The following is a 17,708-nucleotide window of genomic DNA, read 5'->3' as shown; positions in this document are numbered from 1 at the left end:
CAAAAACTCGTATTTTTTCAAAAGCACACTAGGCTTTAAATCAGGGATCGAAGTACAGAGCTGTAAGTGTGCGAGAGAAAACATCACACCGAACTTATTTCATTGGAGCAATTAAACGCTTCAGCTGCTTGCTCTTGCTTGCTGGAAGCTTGCTATCGCTCTGTGCACAGGCTGCATTGCCACAACAAGTAAACTACTGTGTTGATCCGGACTGGCTGCCCTATGAAGCCATTGTTGATGGCCGCCATGTTGGTATTTCTGCTGATTACATGCGTTATTTGCAACGCGTTACGGGCATTGAGTTTGTGCTGCTGCCAACCGAGTCCTGGAGCCAGACACTGACCGCTTTGCAGCAAGGCGACTGCCAGCTCACGCCAATGCTGAACCGCTCGCCAGAGCGGGAACAATACCTGGTATTTAGTGACGTCTATTTCCGCTCACCCAATGTGTTGGTGTCATTGCGCGAGCAGCCCTTTTTACAAAGCCTGGATAACATTGGTGAGCGCTCGCTGGCCGTGCCTCAGGGCTATCGGCTGCTGGAGTACCTGGCCACGCATTATCCAGAGATACCCATCGTAGTGGTGCAGAGTGAAGCCGATGGTTTAACGGCAGTCGCCAGTGGCAGGGCCGATCTCTTTATTGGTTCCTTGTATTCCATCAATGCATTGATCCAACAGCAAGCCTTGTATCAAATGAAAATTGCAGGCTGGGTAGGGCTAGAGGATGAACTACGGCTTGGTGTGATTACTGGGCTTGAGCCCTTAATCCCGGTACTGGAACAGGCATTGGCAGAGCTTAGTGACGCTGAGCGCATTCAGATTTATCGAAACTGGACCCAAATTGAAATTATCGATCAGACCAATTATCGCTTAATTTGGCAAGTAACCACTGCCGCGCTGGGTATTATTCTGTTGCTGCTGCTCTGGAATTACCGCAGCAGTTATTTTAATCGAAAGTTGCAGGAAAAAAATCAGCAACTAAAGCAAACCCAAGCTCGGCTTGAACGAGCTGTCAACAAGCTGCAATTTTTATCCAGCCACGATCCATTAACCAAGGCTTACAACCGCAATCACTTTGATCAGTCGATGCAAAAGCAGCGGCGACAACCAAATAGCGACGATGCTTTTAGCCTGATTGTGCTCGACATTGATTATTTTAAGCAGATAAACGATCAGCATGGTCATTTGGTTGGGGATCAGGTACTGCAGGAATTGGCGTCTGAGTTGATGCAACAAGTTCGCGACGGTGATCAGGTGACCCGCTGGGGCGGTGAGGAGTTTGTGATTCTTTGTCAGAAAACCAGTTTGCGTGAAGCTAAGGTCCTGGCGGAGCGTATTCGCCACAGCATCAGCCAGCAGTTATTTGCCGGTAGTGTGCAACTCAGTTGCAGTTTTGGGCTGGCGGAGCAGGGGGCGAAAGAGCCGCTGATGGCTTGCTTTGAGCGTGCAGATAAAGCGCTCTATCAGGCCAAGGCTGAGGGGCGGGATAGGATTTGTCTGGCAGATCCCCTTGTGGCAACTGTTAGCTAAAATGGCCTGGTCAGGCTCTAGGCATCGAAATCTTAGAGCCAGTGCTGGTGCTCTCATCCATTGCGGTCGTGCTGAGTTTGTTGCTGCTTGGTTGGATGCTGCTGCGCTCTGAGTCGTAGCATGACAATGGCTTCGGTTGTCCGAAGCCATTTTGTCTGTAGGCTTGGTGTTTAAGCGAGGCTGGGGTAGTCGGTGTAGCCTTTGACATCCTGGGTGTAAAATGTGGCCGCATCCGGTTGGGCCAGAGGCTGCTGGTTGGCAAAACGCTCCACCAAATCCGGGTTGGCAATATAGGCGCTGCCAAAGGCCACCGCATCCAACTGGCCGCTTGCTACCGCAGCACAGGCTTCATCAAAGCTGTAGCCCATATTGCCAATCAAGGTACCCTGATAGTGCTCACGGGTGACTGAGACCACATCGGCCTGCTGTATGCCGGCAAAATCAGCCCGCATCAGGTGCAAGTAAGCCAGTTCAAAGCGGTTCAGCTCAGAGGCCAGATACTGCATCAACTGGATAGGATCATCATCCAGCATGCTGTTAAAGCTATTGAGTGGCGATAAGCGCAAGCCGGTTCGCTCGCTACCAATGGCAGCTGTCACGGCAGCAATCACCTCGAACATTAAGCGGGCGCGGTTTTCCAGCGTGCCGCCATAGTGATCACTGCGCTGGTTGGAGCTACTGCGCAAAAACTGATCCAGCAGGTAGCCATTGGCCCCGTGGATCTCGACGCCGTCGAAACCAGCTGCGATGGCGTTTAATGCCGCCTGACGAAAGGCTTCCACAATCGACGGGATCTCACTGAGCTCAAGTGCACGAGGCACGGCATAAGGCAGTTTGCCTTCCGGTGTATGTACCGTATCATCAATGGCAATGGCAATGGCCGATGGGGCGACCGGCGTGGCTCCGTCATTCAAAGCTGGATGACAAGCCCGGCCACCGTGCCAGATCTGCAAAAAAATCCGCCCACCTTTGGCATGCACTGCATCAGTGACGCTTCGCCAGGCGTTGATTTGAGCCTCAGAGTAAATACCAGGTTCACGCCAAAATGCCGAATTGCCTTCGCTGATCATGGTCGCTTCTGCAATCAGCAAACCGGCACTGGCACGCTGCGCATAGTACTCGGCCATCATGGCGGTAGGCACATGGTCGGCATCGGCCCGGCAACGGGTCAGCGGTGCCATCAGGATACGGTTTGGCAGGCTGGTTTTGCCTAAGGTAAGCGGAGTAAATAAATCGATCATGGACTGGTCCTTGGTTGCTTGTCTGCTATTACTATGGGGATGAGGTCATTGCGATTAAATTGCATAAAATTCAGTTGAGTGTTCGATTTTTTGATTGTATCCCAGTCAGGCCCGGGCGACACTGAACCAATTTTGCATAGAGCGGGGCTTCCCATGATTGATTTTCGTAGCGATACCGTGACCAAACCGACCGCAGGCATGAAAGCTGCCATGATGGACGCTGAGCTTGGTGATGATGTGTTTCAGGACGATCCAACCACCAATGCGCTGCAAGACTGGGCGGCTTCGCAGCTGGGTTTTGAAGCCGCACTGTTTGCATCAAGCGGCACGCAAACCAATCTACTGGCCATGATGAGCCACTGCCAACGCGGCGATGAAGTCATCCTTGGCCAGGACTGGCACACCTACCGCTGGGAGGGCGGTGGTGCCGCTGTGCTTGGCTCTATTCAACCACAACCCCTGACGGTGCAGGCCGATGGCTCTTTGCTGCTGGCGGATATCGCCGCGGCGATTAAACCGGATGACCCCCATTTTGCCCGCACCCGTCTGGTGGTGGTGGAAAACACCATTGCCGGCAAAGTTCTAAGCCCGGAGTACATGGCCAGTGTCGCACAGCTGGCCAGACAGCATCAGCTGGCCTGCCATATTGATGGCGCCCGGTTGATGAATGCTGCCACTCGCCTGGCGACTGAGCGGGAGCAGGATGTCTGGCAGATGGCGCGCCAGTTGTGTCAGGGCTATGACTCTGTGTCGCTGTGTTTATCCAAAGGCCTGGGAGCACCGGTTGGTTCGTTATTATTAGGCTCTAAGGATGTGATCAAGCGGGCCCGTCGCCTGCGGAAAATGCTGGGGGGCGGTATGCGGCAAACCGGCCTGTTGGCGGCAGCCGGGCACTATGCTTTGCAGCATCAGGTGCTCAGGTTGGGCGATGATCATAAGCATTGTCAGCAACTGGCCGGGGGAATGCAGCAACTGGCAGAACGCTACGCCTGTTGGCAGGGCATGTTACGGCTGCAACCGGTACAAACCAATATCTTGTTCTGCGATATGGCGCCAGCGCTGGCTGGTGCCTTGCTGCCGTATTTAAAACAGCAGGGCATACTGCTAAGCGGCAGCAATTACAGCCATAACGGTACCGAGTGGCATCGCTTGCGCTGGGTATGCCACCTGGATATCCAGGCGGCAGATATTGCCCGCACGCTTGAGTTGCTGGAAAACTTCAGCCGGCTGCAGCCATCCTGAGCGTAACGTAGTTTATTTTGTTTGCTGTTCGCGGGCTATGGCAACCAAGGCTTTAAATAAGCGGCGCTGGCGGCCCAGAAACAGCAAAAATTCCGGGTGCCACTGCACACCCAGTAAGAAGGGGTAGTCTGGATCTTCAATGGCTTGCACCAGTTGATCCAGGTCGCGGGCTACTACTTTTAAACCATCGCCTAATTTGTTGATGGCCTGATTGTGCAGGCTGTTGATTTTACAGCGCTGGCACTTGAGCAGGTCAGCCAGCAGCGAGGGGGGTTCTTCCAGGCAAAGCGTTTTTAGCGGCAACACCGTCCAGCGATGCGAGGTGTTGTAGCGATGTTCTTTTAGCTGCTGGTGCAGGTTACCACCCCGGCACACATTCAGCAGTTGTGCGCCGCGGCAAATGCCCAGCAAGGGTTTGCGTTGCTGCAAAGCTTGTTTGATCACCGCCATTTCCAGTTTATCGCGCTCAGGATCATACTTTGGGTGGACCTCGGGCTCGGCAGCATAGAGGACAGGGTCTACATCATGGCCACCGGTCACCACCACGCCATCGAAGCTGATGGATTGTTCGTGTTGGGATGGCCGCAACTGGAGGGGGACGCCGCCATAACAGTGCACCGCCAGTGCTACCAAAAAGCGAGGGCCGAAGGCGCCGCGCTCTGGCCCTGTAATAGCAATTACTGGCTTAGCCATGTTTGCTCCAGTTGGGTTGGCCAGTCTTGCAGCAATTTTCCCAGTGGTTTGTCCAGCAAGGCCAGGTAGGCCGCTGCGCAGGCTTTCAGCCGGTCCGGGTTAGCCACCAGTTTTTCAATCTGTACCCAGCCATTCCAGGCCCGGTGCAATCCCCAGCCGGGTTGCTGGATTTCAGAGCTCGGCAGGCGGTAGTGAAAGGTAGGACGGGCTTTGACCAGCTCGTCCTTGACCTCGGCTTTGACCCGGTTGTCATCCAGCTCCATAAAAAGTGGCAGACAATCCAGCGCCCGGTTGCGGGTGGGATTGTGGCTTAGATAATCATCGATCAGCCGGGCTAAGTCCGGTTGATAATCCGCTGCCAGTATCAGCTTTTGGTAGGCTTTAGGGTAAGGGTTGATGTAACTGGTTAAACGTCGGGTAATGTCGATCTGTTCTTGCTGCAGCAGCCAGTCATGCAGGCAGACAAAGGCTTGCAAAAAACGCAGTAAGACCTCTGGATCGCTCGAAGGGATTTCCGGGTTTAGTTGCAAGCCAAAGGCATTGCGAAACTCATCGGAAGAGCCTGTAGCACCTTGCTGTTGCAGTTGGCTGATAATGCGCTCTATATCACTCAGGCGCTCGAACGGCAGCGGCGGGCTTACCAGCTCCAGTGGCACCAACTGGCTGGCCACAGATGCCAGCAACTGTTCGGCACTTTGTGACAGGCTACCGGGGTCTCGCTCGGTTTTACCCAGCTCTTTGAGTAAATGAAAATCCAGCTCCACCACCCAGTCACCGGCTGGATCGCCGGTTAAACGCAGATCGTAACGGCCCTTTTGTTCCGTACTAAGTTGTAGCTCTGACGCCAGCAATTCAGCAAGCTGGGTCAGAGTAAGGCCACTGAGTTCAATTTCAACGCCAATTCGTCTTGGGTTGCCCTGGTGGCTGTTGGCAAAAGGCAGCGGTAACAAGCTGGCTTGTTTGGTCATCATGGCTCCTGCTGTTGTGTGCCGGGTTGTCAGACAAGGCCGGTTCGGTTAGGCTGAGCGCCTATTGGTTACCACCAGCCTAGAGCGAGGCGTTTTCGATGTCAAATCAAGGGCCCATGCAGGCGTTCCCTGAGTTCACGCCAAAATGAATACCGTGTCACCGCTTTGTCCGCTGTGTCAATCCGACCACACCCAGCTGTATCATAGCGAACAGCGCTCTAAGGTATTGCCCCGCGATTACTGGCGCTGCGCCAGCTGCGCTCTGGTGTTTGTGCCGGCAGCTTTTCATTTGGATAGCGTGGCTGAAAAAGCCGTGTACGATCAGCACCAGAACCGGCCGGATGATCCGGGCTACCGCACCTTTTTAAACCGTTTGTGTGAACCGATGCATCAGAAGCTTGCGCCGGGCGCTATTGGTTTGGATTTTGGCTGTGGCCCGGGGCCGACGCTGGCGCTGATGTTTGAAGAAGCCGGCTTTGCCTGCGCCAATTACGATCTTTACTACTGCCATCAGCCCGAGCGTTTAGCACAGCGCTACGACTTTATTTGCAGCAGCGAAGTGGTGGAGCATTTAAGCGCCCCAGGCCAGGTGCTCAGGCAGCTGATTGGTATGCTTACGCCCGGCGGTTGGCTGGGACTGATGACCAAGCGGCTTTCCACCGACGCCGCTTTTGCCAACTGGCATTACACACTCGACCCTACCCATATCAGCTTTTTTGCCGATGATAGCTTCCGCTGGCTGGCCAGCGAATACCAATTGCAATTAGAGCTGCATGGCCCCGATGTTGTCTTGCTGCATAAACCAGTCGCCAGCACCATCACCGGCTAAGGCCTTACCATAGTTCTGGCTGCATGCCGTCAGCCGATGGGGTGTGTTCGCCAGGCCAGGGCTGGAGCACCGGATGCGCCAGCCCCAGGTCCTGCACAAAAGCACGACACAGCTCCGGAGCTGAGGCATTGTCCGGGGTATGAAAAAAGCAATACGGGCTTTTGCCCTCATCCAGCCACTGGCGGATTTTAGCCAGCCAGGGCTGGTAATGCTGACGGTTGATGGCGGCCTCATCGCAGCCGATAAAGCGCACCACGGGTGCATCCGTCAGGCAAATAGCATGCACCGGTAATCTGGGCTTTTTGCGCTGCGCCTCGATAAGCGCCGGATGGCTGGCTGGCACCGCAAACAAGGCCCGGCTGTCAAAGACCACCCGCTCGGTTTGATAATCACGCAGCAGTCGATTTAAACGCACTTCGTGTTCAGCTTTATCAAAAAAGGCCAGGTGCCGCACTTCCACGCAGCAGCGCACATCGGCGACCAGTGCATCCAGCATAGCGGCAATAAACGCCAGTTGCTCTGGTCCGGTCGTGGCTGGTAGTTGCAGGTGCACCTGACCGATGCGGCTATGCAGCGGCTTAAGGGATTGCCACCAGTGTTTCAGTTCTGCCTGAGCATCCGGCCCAGCCTGGTGACTGATGCGCGAAGGTACCTTCAGCACAAAGCGAAACGAGCTTGGGGTTTGCCCGGCCCAGCGCTGCAGGCTTGCTGGCTTGGGATCGGCGTAAAAGGTGGTATTGCCTTCCACGGTGTTAAACAACTGGCTGTATTGCTGCAAAAAATCGGCGGTTTTGCAGTCTGGACTAAACAGACTGTGTTTCCAGCTGGCATTGGCCCACATCGGGCAGCCAAGGTAGAGCATGGCAGCGACCTTTTCAGAAAAAATGCCATCATAGCAGAGCTTGCAGGCAGTGACATTGCTGTTGTTTTCTTTATAATGTCCCCCCATCTAGGCCTGCCGGTTTTCCCCTCCGATGCAGGCTTTCACGACAGTTTTGGAAAGGATTGAATGCATGCGCAGTCATTATTGTGGTTCGTTAACCGCTTTGCAGGTAGATACTGAGGTTACATTGTGTGGTTGGGTCAATCGTCGTCGTGATCTGGGTGGCCTGATCTTCCTGGATCTGCGTGATCGTGAAGGCCTGGTGCAAGTGGTGTGCGATCCGGATGAAAAAGCCCTGTTTGAACTGGCTTATACGCTGCGTAACGAATTTTGCATTCAGGTCAAAGGCAAAGTGCGGGCCCGTCCTGCTTCGCAGGTCAATGCAGATATGGCCACTGGTGAAGTGGAAGTTTATGCCCGTGAGCTGGTGATTTTAAGCAAGGCTGCACCCATTCCGCTGGATTCCAACCAGAACAACAGCGAAGAGCAGCGGTTGAAATACCGCTACCTGGATTTACGTCGCCCGGTGATGACCGAGCGGCTGAAGTTTCGTGCCAAAGTCACCAGCTTTGTCCGCAACTTTATGGACAGCCATGGCTTTTTAGATGTGGAAACCCCCATGCTGACCCGGGCCACCCCGGAAGGCGCGCGTGATTATCTGGTGCCAAGCCGCACCCACAAAGGCAAGTTCTTTGCGCTGCCGCAATCACCGCAGCTGTTTAAGCAGTTGTTGATGATGTCGGGACTGGATCGTTACTACCAAATCGTCAAGTGTTTCCGCGACGAAGATTTGCGGGCCGACCGTCAGCCTGAATTTACCCAGATTGATATCGAAACCTCCTTTATGACGGCCGATCAGGTGATGGCAGTGACCGAGCAGATGATCCGCGAGCTGTTTCAGCAGCAATTGCAGGTGGATCTGGGCGACTTCCCACGCATGACCTACGCCGATGCCATGCGTTTGTATGGCTCGGATAAGCCGGATCTGCGTAACCCGATGCAGTTGGTGGATGTAGCCGATTTACTCAAAGAGGTTGAATTCAAGGTATTCTCCGGCCCGGCCAACGATGCCAAAGGCCGCGTAGTTGCGCTGAAAGTGCCGGGCAAGGCAGAAGCCATTTCCCGCAAAGACATTGATGGTTATACCGAGTTCGTTGGTATTTATGGTGCCAAGGGCCTGGCCTGGATGAAAGTCAAAGCCGTGGGTCAGGGCATCGAAGGCGTGCAGTCGCCGGTGGCCAAATTTTTAAGCGATGCTATTGTCAATGACATTCTGAGCCGCACTGACGCTGCTGCCGGTGATATCCTGTTCTTTGGTGCCGATCGCTACTCAGTGGTTTGTGAAGCCATGGGCGCACTGCGCCTGAAGCTGGGTGAACAGCATGGCTTGACTGAACAAGGTTGGAAGCCGCTGTGGGTGGTCGACTTCCCGATGTTTGAGCAGGGCGACGATGGTCAGCTGATGGCCATTCATCACCCCTTTACCTCGCCGGTCAACCCGGATCCTTCGGCGCTGCAGCAGGCACCGGAGCTGGCGCTTTCCAATGCTTATGATATGGTCCTTAATGGCACCGAGCTGGGTGGCGGTTCGGTCCGTATTCATGACCCGGTGATGCAAGCCACGGTCTTCCGTTTGCTTGGTATCAGCGATGATGAAGCCGCCGAAAAATTCGGTTTCCTGCTGGAAGCCTTAAAGTACGGTACTCCGCCGCATGCTGGTCTGGCTTTTGGCCTGGATCGTCTGGTGATGCTGATGACCGGTGCAAGCTCTATCCGTGATGTGATGGCGTTTCCAAAAACCACCACAGCGGCTTGTCCTCTGACCGATGCACCTGGCCTGGCCAATCCGGCTCAGCTGGCGGAGTTGATGATAGAGCTGAAAAAGGAGTAAGCATGGCAGGTCATAGCAAGTGGGCGAATATCAAGCACCGCAAAGCCAGACAAGATGCCAAAAAAGGCAAAATCTTCACCAAAATCATCCGGGAGCTGACGGTAGCGGCCCGGGTAAGCCCTGAGGTCAGTTCCAACCCGCGTTTGCGTATTGCGGTGGATAAAGCCTTAGCGGAAAACATGACCCGGGATACCATCGATCGCGCCATTAAGCGCGGTGCCGGTGCCACCGAAGGCGAGAATTACGACGAGCTGCTGTACGAAGGCTATGGCATCAACGGGGTGGCGGTGCTGGTTGAAACCATGACCGACAACCGCAACCGCACCGTCAGTGATGTGCGCAATGCCTTTAGCAAAAATGGCGGCAACCTTGGCACGGACGGCTCGGTGGCTTACCTCTTTAGCAAGCAGGGCGTGCTGTCGTATGACAGTGACACCGATGAAGACGCCCTGATGGAAGCGGCTCTTGAGGCGGGTGCCGAGGATGTGCAGCGCCATGACGATGGCTCTTTCGATGTACTGACCACGCCGGATACTTTCTCCGATGTTAAAGATGCGCTGGTAGCGGCTGGTTTTGCCCCGGCCAATGCCGAAGTGACTCAGGTGCCCAGTACCAGAGTCGAGCTGGATCTGGAGCAAGCAAAAAAATTCCTTAAAATGCTGGATACGCTGGAGGATCTGGACGATGTGCAAAGCGTGTTTCACAACGCCGACATCAGCGACGATATCCTGGCGAGTCTGGACTAGACGTGGCCATTATTCTTGGCATTGACCCCGGCAGCCTGTTAACCGGCTATGGGGTGGTGCAACAACAAGGCAGCCGCTTTGAGTACCGCTCAAGCGGCTGCATTCGTCTTCCTAAGGTGGATTTTGCCGAGCGTTTGCAAATTATTTTCCAGGGCGTGACCGAGCTGATACAGCAGCATCAACCAACGGTGTTTGCCATAGAGCAGGTGTTTATGGCGCGCAATGCTGATTCTGCTTTAAAACTGGGGCAGGCTCGTGGTGCCGCTATAGTGGCGGCTACTAATGCTGGCCTGGCCGTGTTCGAATACTCGGCCCGTCAGGTCAAGCAGGCGGTGGTGGGCACCGGTGCTGCCGATAAAGTTCAGGTGCAGCATATGGTCAAAGCCATGCTCAAATTGCCCGGCACACCGCAGGCCGATGCGGCCGATGCATTGGCGGTGGCGCTTTGCCATGGACATACCCAGCAAAGCTTAATCAGCCTGGCTGGACAGGCCCGCAAAACAGTTCGTGGCCGCTTACGATAAGGACAACCCATGATAGGACGATTGCGCGGTATTTTGCTGGAAAAACAGGCACCGGATGTGCTGCTGGAGGTAGCGGGGGTTGGTTACGAAGTGCAGTTGCCACTCACCAGCTTTTACCAGTTGCCGGAGCCTGGCAAGGAGTGCGTGCTCTACACCCACTTTGTGGTGCGCGAAGATGCGCAGCTGCTGTATGGCTTTCATACCGCCAGCGAGCGGGCCTTGTTTCGTCAGCTGATCAAAGCCAATGGCGTGGGGCCAAAATTGGCACTGACCATTTTATCCGGTTTAACGGCCGATGATTTTGTGCGCTGCGTGCAACTGGATGATTTATCCACCCTAGTGAAGCTGCCTGGTATTGGCAAAAAAACCGCCGAGCGGTTGCTGGTAGAAATGCGCGACCGATTAAAAGACTGGGGCATGGCTTCGTCCGACAGTGCCTTTAGCAACTTACAAATCAGCCCGGTCACGTTGAACCTTAGCAGCAGTGAGCAGGCCGAGCAGGATGCACTTGGTGCTCTGGTCAGCCTTGGGTATACTCAGCAACAGGCCAGCAAAGCGGTGCAAAAGGTGAAAACCGACGATATGAGCAGTGAAGCACTGATCAAAGCCGCCCTCAGGAGCATGATGTAAACCATGATTGAAGCCGACCGTTTTATCCAGCCAACCGCCAGTCGTGAAGATGAAGCCATCGATCGGGCGATCCGGCCGCGCTTGCTAGCGGACTATACCGGTCAGCAACATGTCTGTGAGCAGATGGCCATTTTTATTGAAGCGGCGCGGGGCCGCAATGAACCATTGGATCACTTGCTGATTTTTGGCCCGCCTGGCCTTGGTAAAACCACCCTGGCGATGATAGTCGCCAACGAAATGAAGGTGAACATCAAAACCACTTCGGGCCCGGTGCTGGAAAAAGCCGGCGACTTAGCGGCGCTGCTGACCAATCTGGACGAAAACGATGTGCTCTTTATCGATGAAATTCACCGTTTAAGCCCGGTGGTCGAAGAAATCCTCTATCCGGCCATGGAAGATTACCAACTGGATATTATGATCGGGGAGGGCCCGGCAGCCCGCTCGATCAAGCTGGATTTACCACCTTTTACGCTTATCGGTGCTACCACCCGGGCAGGGGCGTTGACGTCACCGCTGCGTGATCGTTTCGGCATCGTGCAGCGGCTGGAGTTTTACAAGGTATCGGAGTTGACACAAATCATCCTGCGCTCTGCCAGTTTTTTAAACTTGGAACTGGATGAGGCTGGTGCGACTGAAATTGCCCGTCGCTCCCGCGGTACGCCGCGCATCGCCAACCGGTTGCTGCGCCGGGTGCGTGATTACGCCCAGGTCAAGTCCAACGGTGAAGTCACGTTGCAAGTAGCGTCCGAGGCCCTGCAAATGGTGGATGTAGATGCCGAAGGTTTTGATTACATGGATCGCAAGTTGCTGCTGGCCATTATTGAGAAATTTATGGGCGGGCCGGTCGGGCTGGATAACCTGGCGGCAGCCATTGGCGAAGAGAAAGACACCATCGAGGATGTGATCGAGCCGTTTTTGATCCAGCAGGGGTTTATTCAGCGTACTCCGCGAGGTCGCATCGCAGCACCGCGCGCTTATCAGCATTTTGGTTTTGATCTGCCCGAAAGCTAGGGCTTGTTATAAGCAAAAAAAAGCCCGCTCAATAGAGCGGGCGAATGCAACAAGTTGAAGGAAGTGCTTCAATAAAATCCAGGGAACATCTACGAGCAATAAAGTGAACTGGGAAAATTCAGCCTCTACCACTCTGTGAACTGGTCTAAAACAGCGAACAAGCCGCTGTAGTTTGCGCTAGCTCAGAACACAGGGCGTATTCTAGGGAGTTAGAGTAAAGACTTCAAACGAGAAAAATTGCTTGTTTCGGATAAAAATTTCTAATGCAACATTCATTTGGCGTTCATCCAGCTGCTGTATAACAATCCTTAGCATGCCATACATGCAGCTGTATTCTGGCGAAGCATGCTTTGCAGTGTGCACAGCATGGTAAGAATATAATTCATGCAAGTTTACTAAAGCCTGGAAATTGCACCTGTGGAAGCTGGTCGCATTTTCAGGTTTTTTGAACGCATAGCAGGAACTTGTTTTTTACTGCAAAGTCAGTGAAATGGCGGTATAAAAGTATTTTACAACATTTGTCTGGCACCGGTTGAGTTCGCGAAATGGCTGCCCTATGATAGGCACTGCGCGAGTACACCATTAAATAGCCACTATCAATCCCAGATTTGAATTCTCAGAGGTAATGTCCAGTGTCCGGTGAAATTTCAGTTATAGGCTTGCTGTTCGAAGCAGGAATTATTGTGCAGGCTGTAATGTTAACCTTGGTGGGTATGTCTATCGTGTCCTGGGCGATGATTTTTCAGCGCAGAAAAGTGTTGAAGCTGGCCAGTGCAGAGGCGAAACGCTTCGAAGATAAGTTCTGGTCTGGTATCGACTTATCGAAACTCTATACCGAAGTCAGCGCCCGCGGTCAGGTGACCGGGTTAGAAGCTTTATTTAAGTCTGGTTTTAAAGAGTTTGTTCGCTTGCACAAAAACAACCGTCAGGCTGGTGCTGTGATGGAAGGCACCCAGCGTGCGATGCGGGTTGGTTTGTCGCGTGAAGTGGAGCGACTGGAAACACATTTACCTTTTCTTGCCACTGTTGGATCCATCAGTCCATACATCGGTTTGTTTGGGACCGTATGGGGCATTATGAACTCCTTTATTGCGTTAGGCTCGGTGCAGCAAGCGACCCTCAACATGGTGGCACCTGGTATCGCTGAAGCCTTGATTGCAACGGCCATGGGCTTATTCGCCGCTATTCCGGCAGTAGTCGCCTACAATAAGTTTTCGCATCAAGTTGAACTGCTGGAAAGCAGCTACTTCAACTTTGTTGAAGAGTTCTCCAATATTTTGCACCGCCAGGCGGGGAATACCACCGGAGAGGCGGCCTGATGTACATCCGTAAAAAGCGTCGCATGATGGCTGAAATCAATGTGGTTCCCTACATTGATGTGATGCTGGTGCTCTTGATTATTTTTATGGTCACCACTCCAATGCTGACGCAAGGGGTGAAAGTCGAGTTGCCTAAGTCATCAGCGGAGCCGCTGGAGCAAATGACCGATGGCAAGACGCCCTTGGTGGCTACCGTGGATTCGGCAGGTTTGTATTACTTTGAGAAAGATGCTGAAACCCATGGCCCTTATACCTCGGCTGAGCTGGTGGTGGAAGTGGCCAGTTGGCTGTCAATTGAGCCAGGCACTCAGGTCATTGTGAAAGGCGATCATACCGTCAGTTATGATGCGGTGATTCGTTTAATCAATGTGCTGAAAAACGCGGGAGCACCATCGGTTGGTCTGATGACTGATCCGGGGGAGGGCAACTAGATGATGCAGCCGGAGTTTAAAACAGCTTTAAAGAAGTCGCTGTTGCTCCATGTCGGCTTTGTGCTTATTCTGGTAGCCAGCAATTTTGCGCCAAGCCCAAGTTTGCAGCCGACACCAGTAACGGCGACTGCATCCGCTGCGCCATCGGCACCGATTGAAGCGGTGGCCATCGATCAGCAGCAGTACGAGCAACGGGTACAGCAACTGCGCGAGCAACGGGAACAAGCGCAGCGCGCAGAGCAACAACGGATTGCCGAGTTAGAACGTCGCGCCCGTGCTGCTGAACAAGCCCGGGCTGAGGAAGAGCAACGTATCCGCCGGCTGGAACAGCAACGCCAACAGCAGGACGCTGCTGCGCGTCAGGCAACTGCGGCAGCTGCTGAAGCACGTCGGCAGCAGCAGCAAGAAACTGAGCGGGCACGTCAGGCTGAGCAGCAGCGGCAGCAGGCCGAGGCCGAAGCCAGAGCAGCCGCTGAGCGCCGCAGGCAGGAGCAGGAGGCCGCCCAGCGGGCAGAGGCTGAGCGCCAGCAACGCGAGCGCGAGGCCCAGCTGCGAGCACAACAAGAACGTGAGCTGCAAGAGCGGTTAGAGCGTGAATCTCAAGCCAGGCAAGTTGCACGGCAGCGCCAGACGGTGACCGAAGTGGAACGCTTCACCGCCATGATCCGCGATCGCATTCAGCAAAACTTGCGGGTCGATGAGCGGATGCGTGGCAGACAGTGTCGCATCAATATCCGCTTGGCCAGTAATGGCTTTGTCACCAATGTCAGTGTGGTAAATGGTGATCAGGTGGTGTGTGATGCCGCCATGCGGGCAGTCGAACGAGCAGGTACCTTACCGGTGTCGCAAGATCCGGATGTGTTTGAGCAACTGCGCAATATTAACTTAACGGTGATCCCAGAATTTTAATTATGAGAACCTTTATCCGATACAGTTTCATCCTTATCTTGCTGCTTAGCCTGAATGTGCAGGCTCGCAGTGCCTTGGAAATTGTCATTACGGAAGGCATTGATTCTGCACGGCCTATTGCTGTGGTGCCGTTTCGTTTTGAGGGCGTAAACCGCCCAACAGAAACCATCACCGAGGTGATTGCGGCTGATTTGATGCGCAGCGGTCAGTTTAATCCAATCCCTACGGTACGCATGCCACAACAGCCACATCGCGCCAGTGATGTGGATTATGCGGCCTGGGCCAAAGAAGGGGTGGAACACCTGGTGATTGGTACCATCCGTGAGGCCGGTCCGGATCGCTACACGGTGTCGTTTGAATTAATTGATGTGGTGAGAGGCAATGCAGGTTTAAGCCGGCAAATGCTAAACCAAGGCCAGCTGGTAAGAAGTCAGGAGCATGTGCTGGAAGCGCGGGAAACCACCATTACCGGAAATCAGGTACGGCAGTTTGGCCATCGCATCAGCGACATTGTGTATGAGCGTTTAACCGGTACCCGCGGCGCATTTCTAACCAAGATTGCTTATGTACTGGTGCAGCGTGATGCCGAGTTCCCATTTCAACTGGCGGTTGCCGATTACGATGGTGCCAATCAGCAAATATTGTTGCGCTCACGCGAGCCCTTGATGTCGCCTAGCTGGTCACCGGATGGTACCAAGCTGGCCTATGTCACCTTTGAGCAGCGGCAGGCACAAATTGTTATTCAGGACATCTACACCGGCCGCCGCAGTGTGCTGAGCAGTACGCCAGGTATTAATGGCGCGCCGACCTGGAGCCCGGATGGCCGTAAAATGGCGATGGTGCTATCGAAAGATGGCAACCCGGAAATCTATGTGATGGATATTGCCAGCAGAGAGTTAACCCGTATTACCAACCATCGTGCGATCGATACCGAGCCTGCTTGGTCGCCAGATGGCAAAGAACTTATCTTCAGCTCGGAGCGAGGTGGAAATCCGCAACTATATAGCGTAAATTTACAAACTGGAACTACAAGGCGATTGACTTTCGAAGGTGAGATGAACCTGTCCGGCACTTTTACCCCGGATGGCCAGTCCATTGTGATGGTGAATCGTACCCGAGGACGTTACCAGATAGCCCGGATGGATCGACAGACCCGTTTTATGCAGGTTCTGACTACCACCAGCCTGGATGAATCCCCAAGCATTGCCCCGAATGGGTCTATGGTGATTTATAGCACCATGCACGGATCTAAACAGGTGTTGGCATTGGTATCTATGGATGGTCGTTTTAAAGCCCGGTTACCAGCTGCTGAAGGTGAAGTGAAATCACCAGCCTGGTCGCCATTTTTATAACAATGAAATTCAATCATTCAATCTACTAAGGATATGTTGCTATGAACGTACATCACGCGTTAAAGGGGATTTTGATCGCTTTGCCAATCCTGACACTGGCTGCCTGTAGTTCTACCTCGCAAACCAGCGTTTCAGATGCTGAGGCCGAAGCTGCACGCCGTGCTCAGATGGAGCGCGATGCTGCTGTGCAAGTGGAGCGTGCTGATCAGGCGGTAACACCAGCCGAGCGTGTGCGTCAGCAGATGGAAGCACTGCGTCAGGAAAATGTCATTTACTTTGACTTTGACCGTTCAACCATTCGCCAGGAGTTTGTAGAAAGCCTGCGTGCACATGGTGAGTTCTTGCGTACCAACCCATCGGTTCGTGTGACCATTGAAGGACACACCGATGAGCGTGGCACGCCAGAGTACAACATTGCACTGGGTGAGCGTCGCGCACAAGCTGTGGTACAGTATCTGCAAAACCTGGGTGTACCAGCCAATCAGATGCGTACTGTGAGTTACGGTGAAGAGCGTCCGGTTGATATGTCACGTACCGAAGCAGGCTTTGCGAAAAACCGTCGCGCTGTATTGGTGTATTAATTCCTGCTAAGAGAAGCGTTGTGCAATGAAAAAATCCTTGATAGTGCTGGTTAGCCTGTTATCTGCAGCTGCCGTCGCCAACCCCGCTCCGGTGTCTGATATTAGCCGTAGCAGAGGTGCTGTATCTACAGCTGCTGCTGGAAGTATTGAGCAGCGACTGGAAGCCTTGGAACGGGTGGTAGAAGCCCGTGCCAATGCTCAAATTCGGATGCAGCAGCAACTGGAACAGTTGCTGGATGAAGTGTCTGAGCTGCGAGGTCAAACAGAGCTGCACAGCCATCAACTGGAAGAAATTGTGCAACGCCAGCGTGATATCTATCAAGAGATAGAGCGTCGAATGGCAGCGGGACCTGCACCTGTGGCAACACAGGTGCAGACCAGCATTGAGCCAGCAACAACCCCGTTTTCTTCCGATGTGTCTGAGAATGATGCCTACGATCGTGCTGTCCAGATGGTGCTGCGTGATCGGCGTTACGATGCAGCTATCGCCGAGTTTGAGCGTTTTTTACAGCAATACCCCAACTCCGTCTATGCCGCCAATGCCAATTATTGGCTGGGTGAGCTGGTACTGCGTGATAACGAGTTGTCTAAAGCCAAAACCTACTTTCAGCGGGTAGTACAAAACTTTGCCGACTCCAGCAAGGTGCCTGATGCGTTGTTTAAATTGGGCCAAATTGCTGAGCGAGAGAATAATGTAAATGCCGCCAAAGGTTTTTACCGCCAGGTTGTACAGCAACATCCAAATGCTCCAGCGGTCCGTTTGGCACAAGGTCGGTTGGATAGCCTGAATTAAGAAAAAAGTTGCTGTGCTGTTGTCATTTTCAGCAAGTTGCTTTCAATTTAAGCGTTTGGCAGCAGCAATAGGCATTTTTTCGTTTTTTTGGTTGCACTGACGCCTGAAATCAGTAAGATATGCGTCCGCGGCGAGG

At 53.5% G+C, this 17,708-nt stretch carries 18 protein-coding genes; 14 read left to right on the top strand and 4 right to left on the bottom strand.

Going from position 1 to position 17,708, the window contains the following annotated elements:
• The first annotated feature begins 176 nt into the window (after positions 1 to 176).
• A complete protein-coding gene (locus tag JJU14_RS06910) occupies positions 177 to 1,529 on the top strand; it encodes a diguanylate cyclase (protein WP_228611936.1) in 1,353 nt (450 codons plus the stop codon).
• 170 nt (positions 1,530 to 1,699) lie between these two features.
• Here the strand turns inward: JJU14_RS06910 and JJU14_RS06905 are convergent, their stop codons facing one another.
• Positions 1,700 to 2,770 (bottom strand): alkene reductase, encoded by a 1,071-nt coding sequence (locus tag JJU14_RS06905; protein WP_228611934.1) that lies wholly within the window; start codon positions 2,768 to 2,770, stop codon positions 1,700 to 1,702.
• Positions 2,771 to 2,923: 153 nt separating this feature from the next.
• On the opposite strand from JJU14_RS06905, the gene ltaE reads away from it, so the two are divergent.
• Complete coding sequence (gene ltaE / locus JJU14_RS06900; protein ID WP_228611932.1) at positions 2,924 to 4,012, top strand: low-specificity L-threonine aldolase; 1,089 nt, start codon at positions 2,924 to 2,926, stop codon at positions 4,010 to 4,012.
• 12 nt (positions 4,013 to 4,024) lie between these two features.
• Here ltaE and JJU14_RS06895 read toward each other — a convergent pair whose 3' ends face one another.
• Positions 4,025 to 4,705, bottom strand: coding sequence for a gamma-glutamyl-gamma-aminobutyrate hydrolase family protein (locus JJU14_RS06895; protein WP_228611930.1), 681 nt, complete (start codon positions 4,703 to 4,705; stop codon positions 4,025 to 4,027).
• Positions 4,690 to 5,673 (bottom strand): amidoligase family protein, encoded by a 984-nt coding sequence (locus JJU14_RS06890; protein ID WP_228611928.1) that lies wholly within the window; start codon positions 5,671 to 5,673, stop codon positions 4,690 to 4,692. Before JJU14_RS06890 ends, JJU14_RS06895 begins: the two co-directional genes overlap by 16 nt.
• Before the next feature lie 145 nt (positions 5,674 to 5,818).
• Here JJU14_RS06890 and JJU14_RS06885 point away from each other — a divergent pair, with 145 nt between their 5' ends.
• Positions 5,819 to 6,502, top strand: coding sequence for a class I SAM-dependent methyltransferase (locus tag JJU14_RS06885; RefSeq protein WP_300976185.1), 684 nt, complete (start codon positions 5,819 to 5,821; stop codon positions 6,500 to 6,502).
• A 4-nt stretch (positions 6,503 to 6,506) separates the two neighbouring features.
• Here the strand turns inward: JJU14_RS06885 and JJU14_RS06880 are convergent, their stop codons facing one another.
• Complete coding sequence (locus JJU14_RS06880; protein WP_366914886.1) at positions 6,507 to 7,451, bottom strand: DUF72 domain-containing protein; 945 nt, start codon at positions 7,449 to 7,451, stop codon at positions 6,507 to 6,509.
• 64 nt (positions 7,452 to 7,515) lie between these two features.
• Here JJU14_RS06880 and aspS point away from each other — a divergent pair, with 64 nt between their 5' ends.
• From aspS to ybgF, 11 genes are all read left to right on the top strand, one after another.
• On the top strand, positions 7,516 to 9,276 hold the full coding sequence (gene aspS / locus JJU14_RS06875; protein ID WP_228611926.1) for an aspartate--tRNA ligase: 1,761 nt from the start codon (positions 7,516 to 7,518) through the stop codon (positions 9,274 to 9,276).
• 2 nt (positions 9,277 to 9,278) lie between these two features.
• On the top strand, positions 9,279 to 10,022 hold the full coding sequence (locus tag JJU14_RS06870; RefSeq protein ID WP_228611924.1) for a YebC/PmpR family DNA-binding transcriptional regulator: 744 nt from the start codon (positions 9,279 to 9,281) through the stop codon (positions 10,020 to 10,022).
• 2 nt (positions 10,023 to 10,024) lie between these two features.
• Positions 10,025 to 10,546, top strand: a complete 522-nt coding sequence (gene ruvC, locus JJU14_RS06865) for a crossover junction endodeoxyribonuclease RuvC (RefSeq protein WP_228611922.1) — start codon at positions 10,025 to 10,027, stop codon at positions 10,544 to 10,546.
• A 9-nt stretch (positions 10,547 to 10,555) separates the two neighbouring features.
• The gene (gene ruvA / locus JJU14_RS06860; RefSeq protein WP_228611920.1) at positions 10,556 to 11,176 is read left to right on the top strand and encodes a Holliday junction branch migration protein RuvA; all 621 of its coding nucleotides are present in this window, start codon (positions 10,556 to 10,558) and stop codon (positions 11,174 to 11,176) included.
• A gap of 3 nt (positions 11,177 to 11,179) precedes the next feature.
• A complete protein-coding gene (ruvB, locus tag JJU14_RS06855) occupies positions 11,180 to 12,187 on the top strand; it encodes a Holliday junction branch migration DNA helicase RuvB (RefSeq protein WP_228611918.1) in 1,008 nt (335 codons plus the stop codon).
• 632 nt (positions 12,188 to 12,819) lie between these two features.
• A complete protein-coding gene (gene tolQ / locus JJU14_RS06850) occupies positions 12,820 to 13,506 on the top strand; it encodes a protein TolQ (protein WP_228611916.1) in 687 nt (228 codons plus the stop codon).
• On the top strand, positions 13,506 to 13,937 hold the full coding sequence (tolR, locus tag JJU14_RS06845) for a protein TolR (RefSeq protein ID WP_228611914.1): 432 nt from the start codon (positions 13,506 to 13,508) through the stop codon (positions 13,935 to 13,937). The genes tolQ and tolR overlap by 1 nt, the downstream gene beginning before the upstream one ends.
• Positions 13,938 to 14,846: a cell envelope integrity protein TolA gene (gene tolA, locus JJU14_RS06840; RefSeq protein ID WP_228611912.1), complete on the top strand. Its 909-nt coding sequence runs from the start codon at positions 13,938 to 13,940 to the stop codon at positions 14,844 to 14,846.
• Between the two features lie 2 nt (positions 14,847 to 14,848).
• The gene (gene tolB / locus JJU14_RS06835; RefSeq protein WP_228611910.1) at positions 14,849 to 16,198 is read left to right on the top strand and encodes a Tol-Pal system beta propeller repeat protein TolB; all 1,350 of its coding nucleotides are present in this window, start codon (positions 14,849 to 14,851) and stop codon (positions 16,196 to 16,198) included.
• Positions 16,199 to 16,239: 41 nt separating this feature from the next.
• Positions 16,240 to 16,779, top strand: coding sequence for a peptidoglycan-associated lipoprotein Pal (pal, locus tag JJU14_RS06830; protein WP_228611908.1), 540 nt, complete (start codon positions 16,240 to 16,242; stop codon positions 16,777 to 16,779).
• Between the two features lie 25 nt (positions 16,780 to 16,804).
• On the top strand, positions 16,805 to 17,572 hold the full coding sequence (gene ybgF / locus JJU14_RS06825) for a tol-pal system protein YbgF (protein ID WP_228611905.1): 768 nt from the start codon (positions 16,805 to 16,807) through the stop codon (positions 17,570 to 17,572).
• Positions 17,573 to 17,708: the final 136 nt, after the last annotated feature.

Source organism: Alkalimonas sp., from assembly GCF_020831925.1.
Classification (GTDB): Bacteria; Pseudomonadota; Gammaproteobacteria; order Enterobacterales; family Alteromonadaceae; genus Alkalimonas.
This window is presented reverse-complemented; position numbering and strand designations above follow the sequence as displayed.

Coding starts and splice junctions, on each gene's coding strand:
- JJU14_RS06905 (WP_228611934.1), bottom strand. CDS start 2,770: ATGATCGATTTATTTACTCCGCTTACCTTAGGCAAAACCAGCCTGCCA.
- ltaE (WP_228611932.1), top strand. CDS start 2,924: ATGATTGATTTTCGTAGCGATACCGTGACCAAACCGACCGCAGGCATG.
- JJU14_RS06895 (WP_228611930.1), bottom strand. CDS start 4,705: ATGGCTAAGCCAGTAATTGCTATTACAGGGCCAGAGCGCGGCGCCTTC.
- JJU14_RS06890 (WP_228611928.1), bottom strand. CDS start 5,673: ATGACCAAACAAGCCAGCTTGTTACCGCTGCCTTTTGCCAACAGCCAC.
- JJU14_RS06885 (WP_300976185.1), top strand. CDS start 5,819: ATGAATACCGTGTCACCGCTTTGTCCGCTGTGTCAATCCGACCACACC.
- JJU14_RS06880 (WP_366914886.1), bottom strand. CDS start 7,451: ATGGGGGGACATTATAAAGAAAACAACAGCAATGTCACTGCCTGCAAG.
- aspS (WP_228611926.1), top strand. CDS start 7,516: ATGCGCAGTCATTATTGTGGTTCGTTAACCGCTTTGCAGGTAGATACT.
- JJU14_RS06870 (WP_228611924.1), top strand. CDS start 9,279: ATGGCAGGTCATAGCAAGTGGGCGAATATCAAGCACCGCAAAGCCAGA.
- ruvA (WP_228611920.1), top strand. CDS start 10,556: ATGATAGGACGATTGCGCGGTATTTTGCTGGAAAAACAGGCACCGGAT.
- ruvB (WP_228611918.1), top strand. CDS start 11,180: ATGATTGAAGCCGACCGTTTTATCCAGCCAACCGCCAGTCGTGAAGAT.
- tolR (WP_228611914.1), top strand. CDS start 13,506: ATGTACATCCGTAAAAAGCGTCGCATGATGGCTGAAATCAATGTGGTT.
- tolA (WP_228611912.1), top strand. CDS start 13,938: ATGATGCAGCCGGAGTTTAAAACAGCTTTAAAGAAGTCGCTGTTGCTC.
- tolB (WP_228611910.1), top strand. CDS start 14,849: ATGAGAACCTTTATCCGATACAGTTTCATCCTTATCTTGCTGCTTAGC.
- pal (WP_228611908.1), top strand. CDS start 16,240: ATGAACGTACATCACGCGTTAAAGGGGATTTTGATCGCTTTGCCAATC.
- ybgF (WP_228611905.1), top strand. CDS start 16,805: ATGAAAAAATCCTTGATAGTGCTGGTTAGCCTGTTATCTGCAGCTGCC.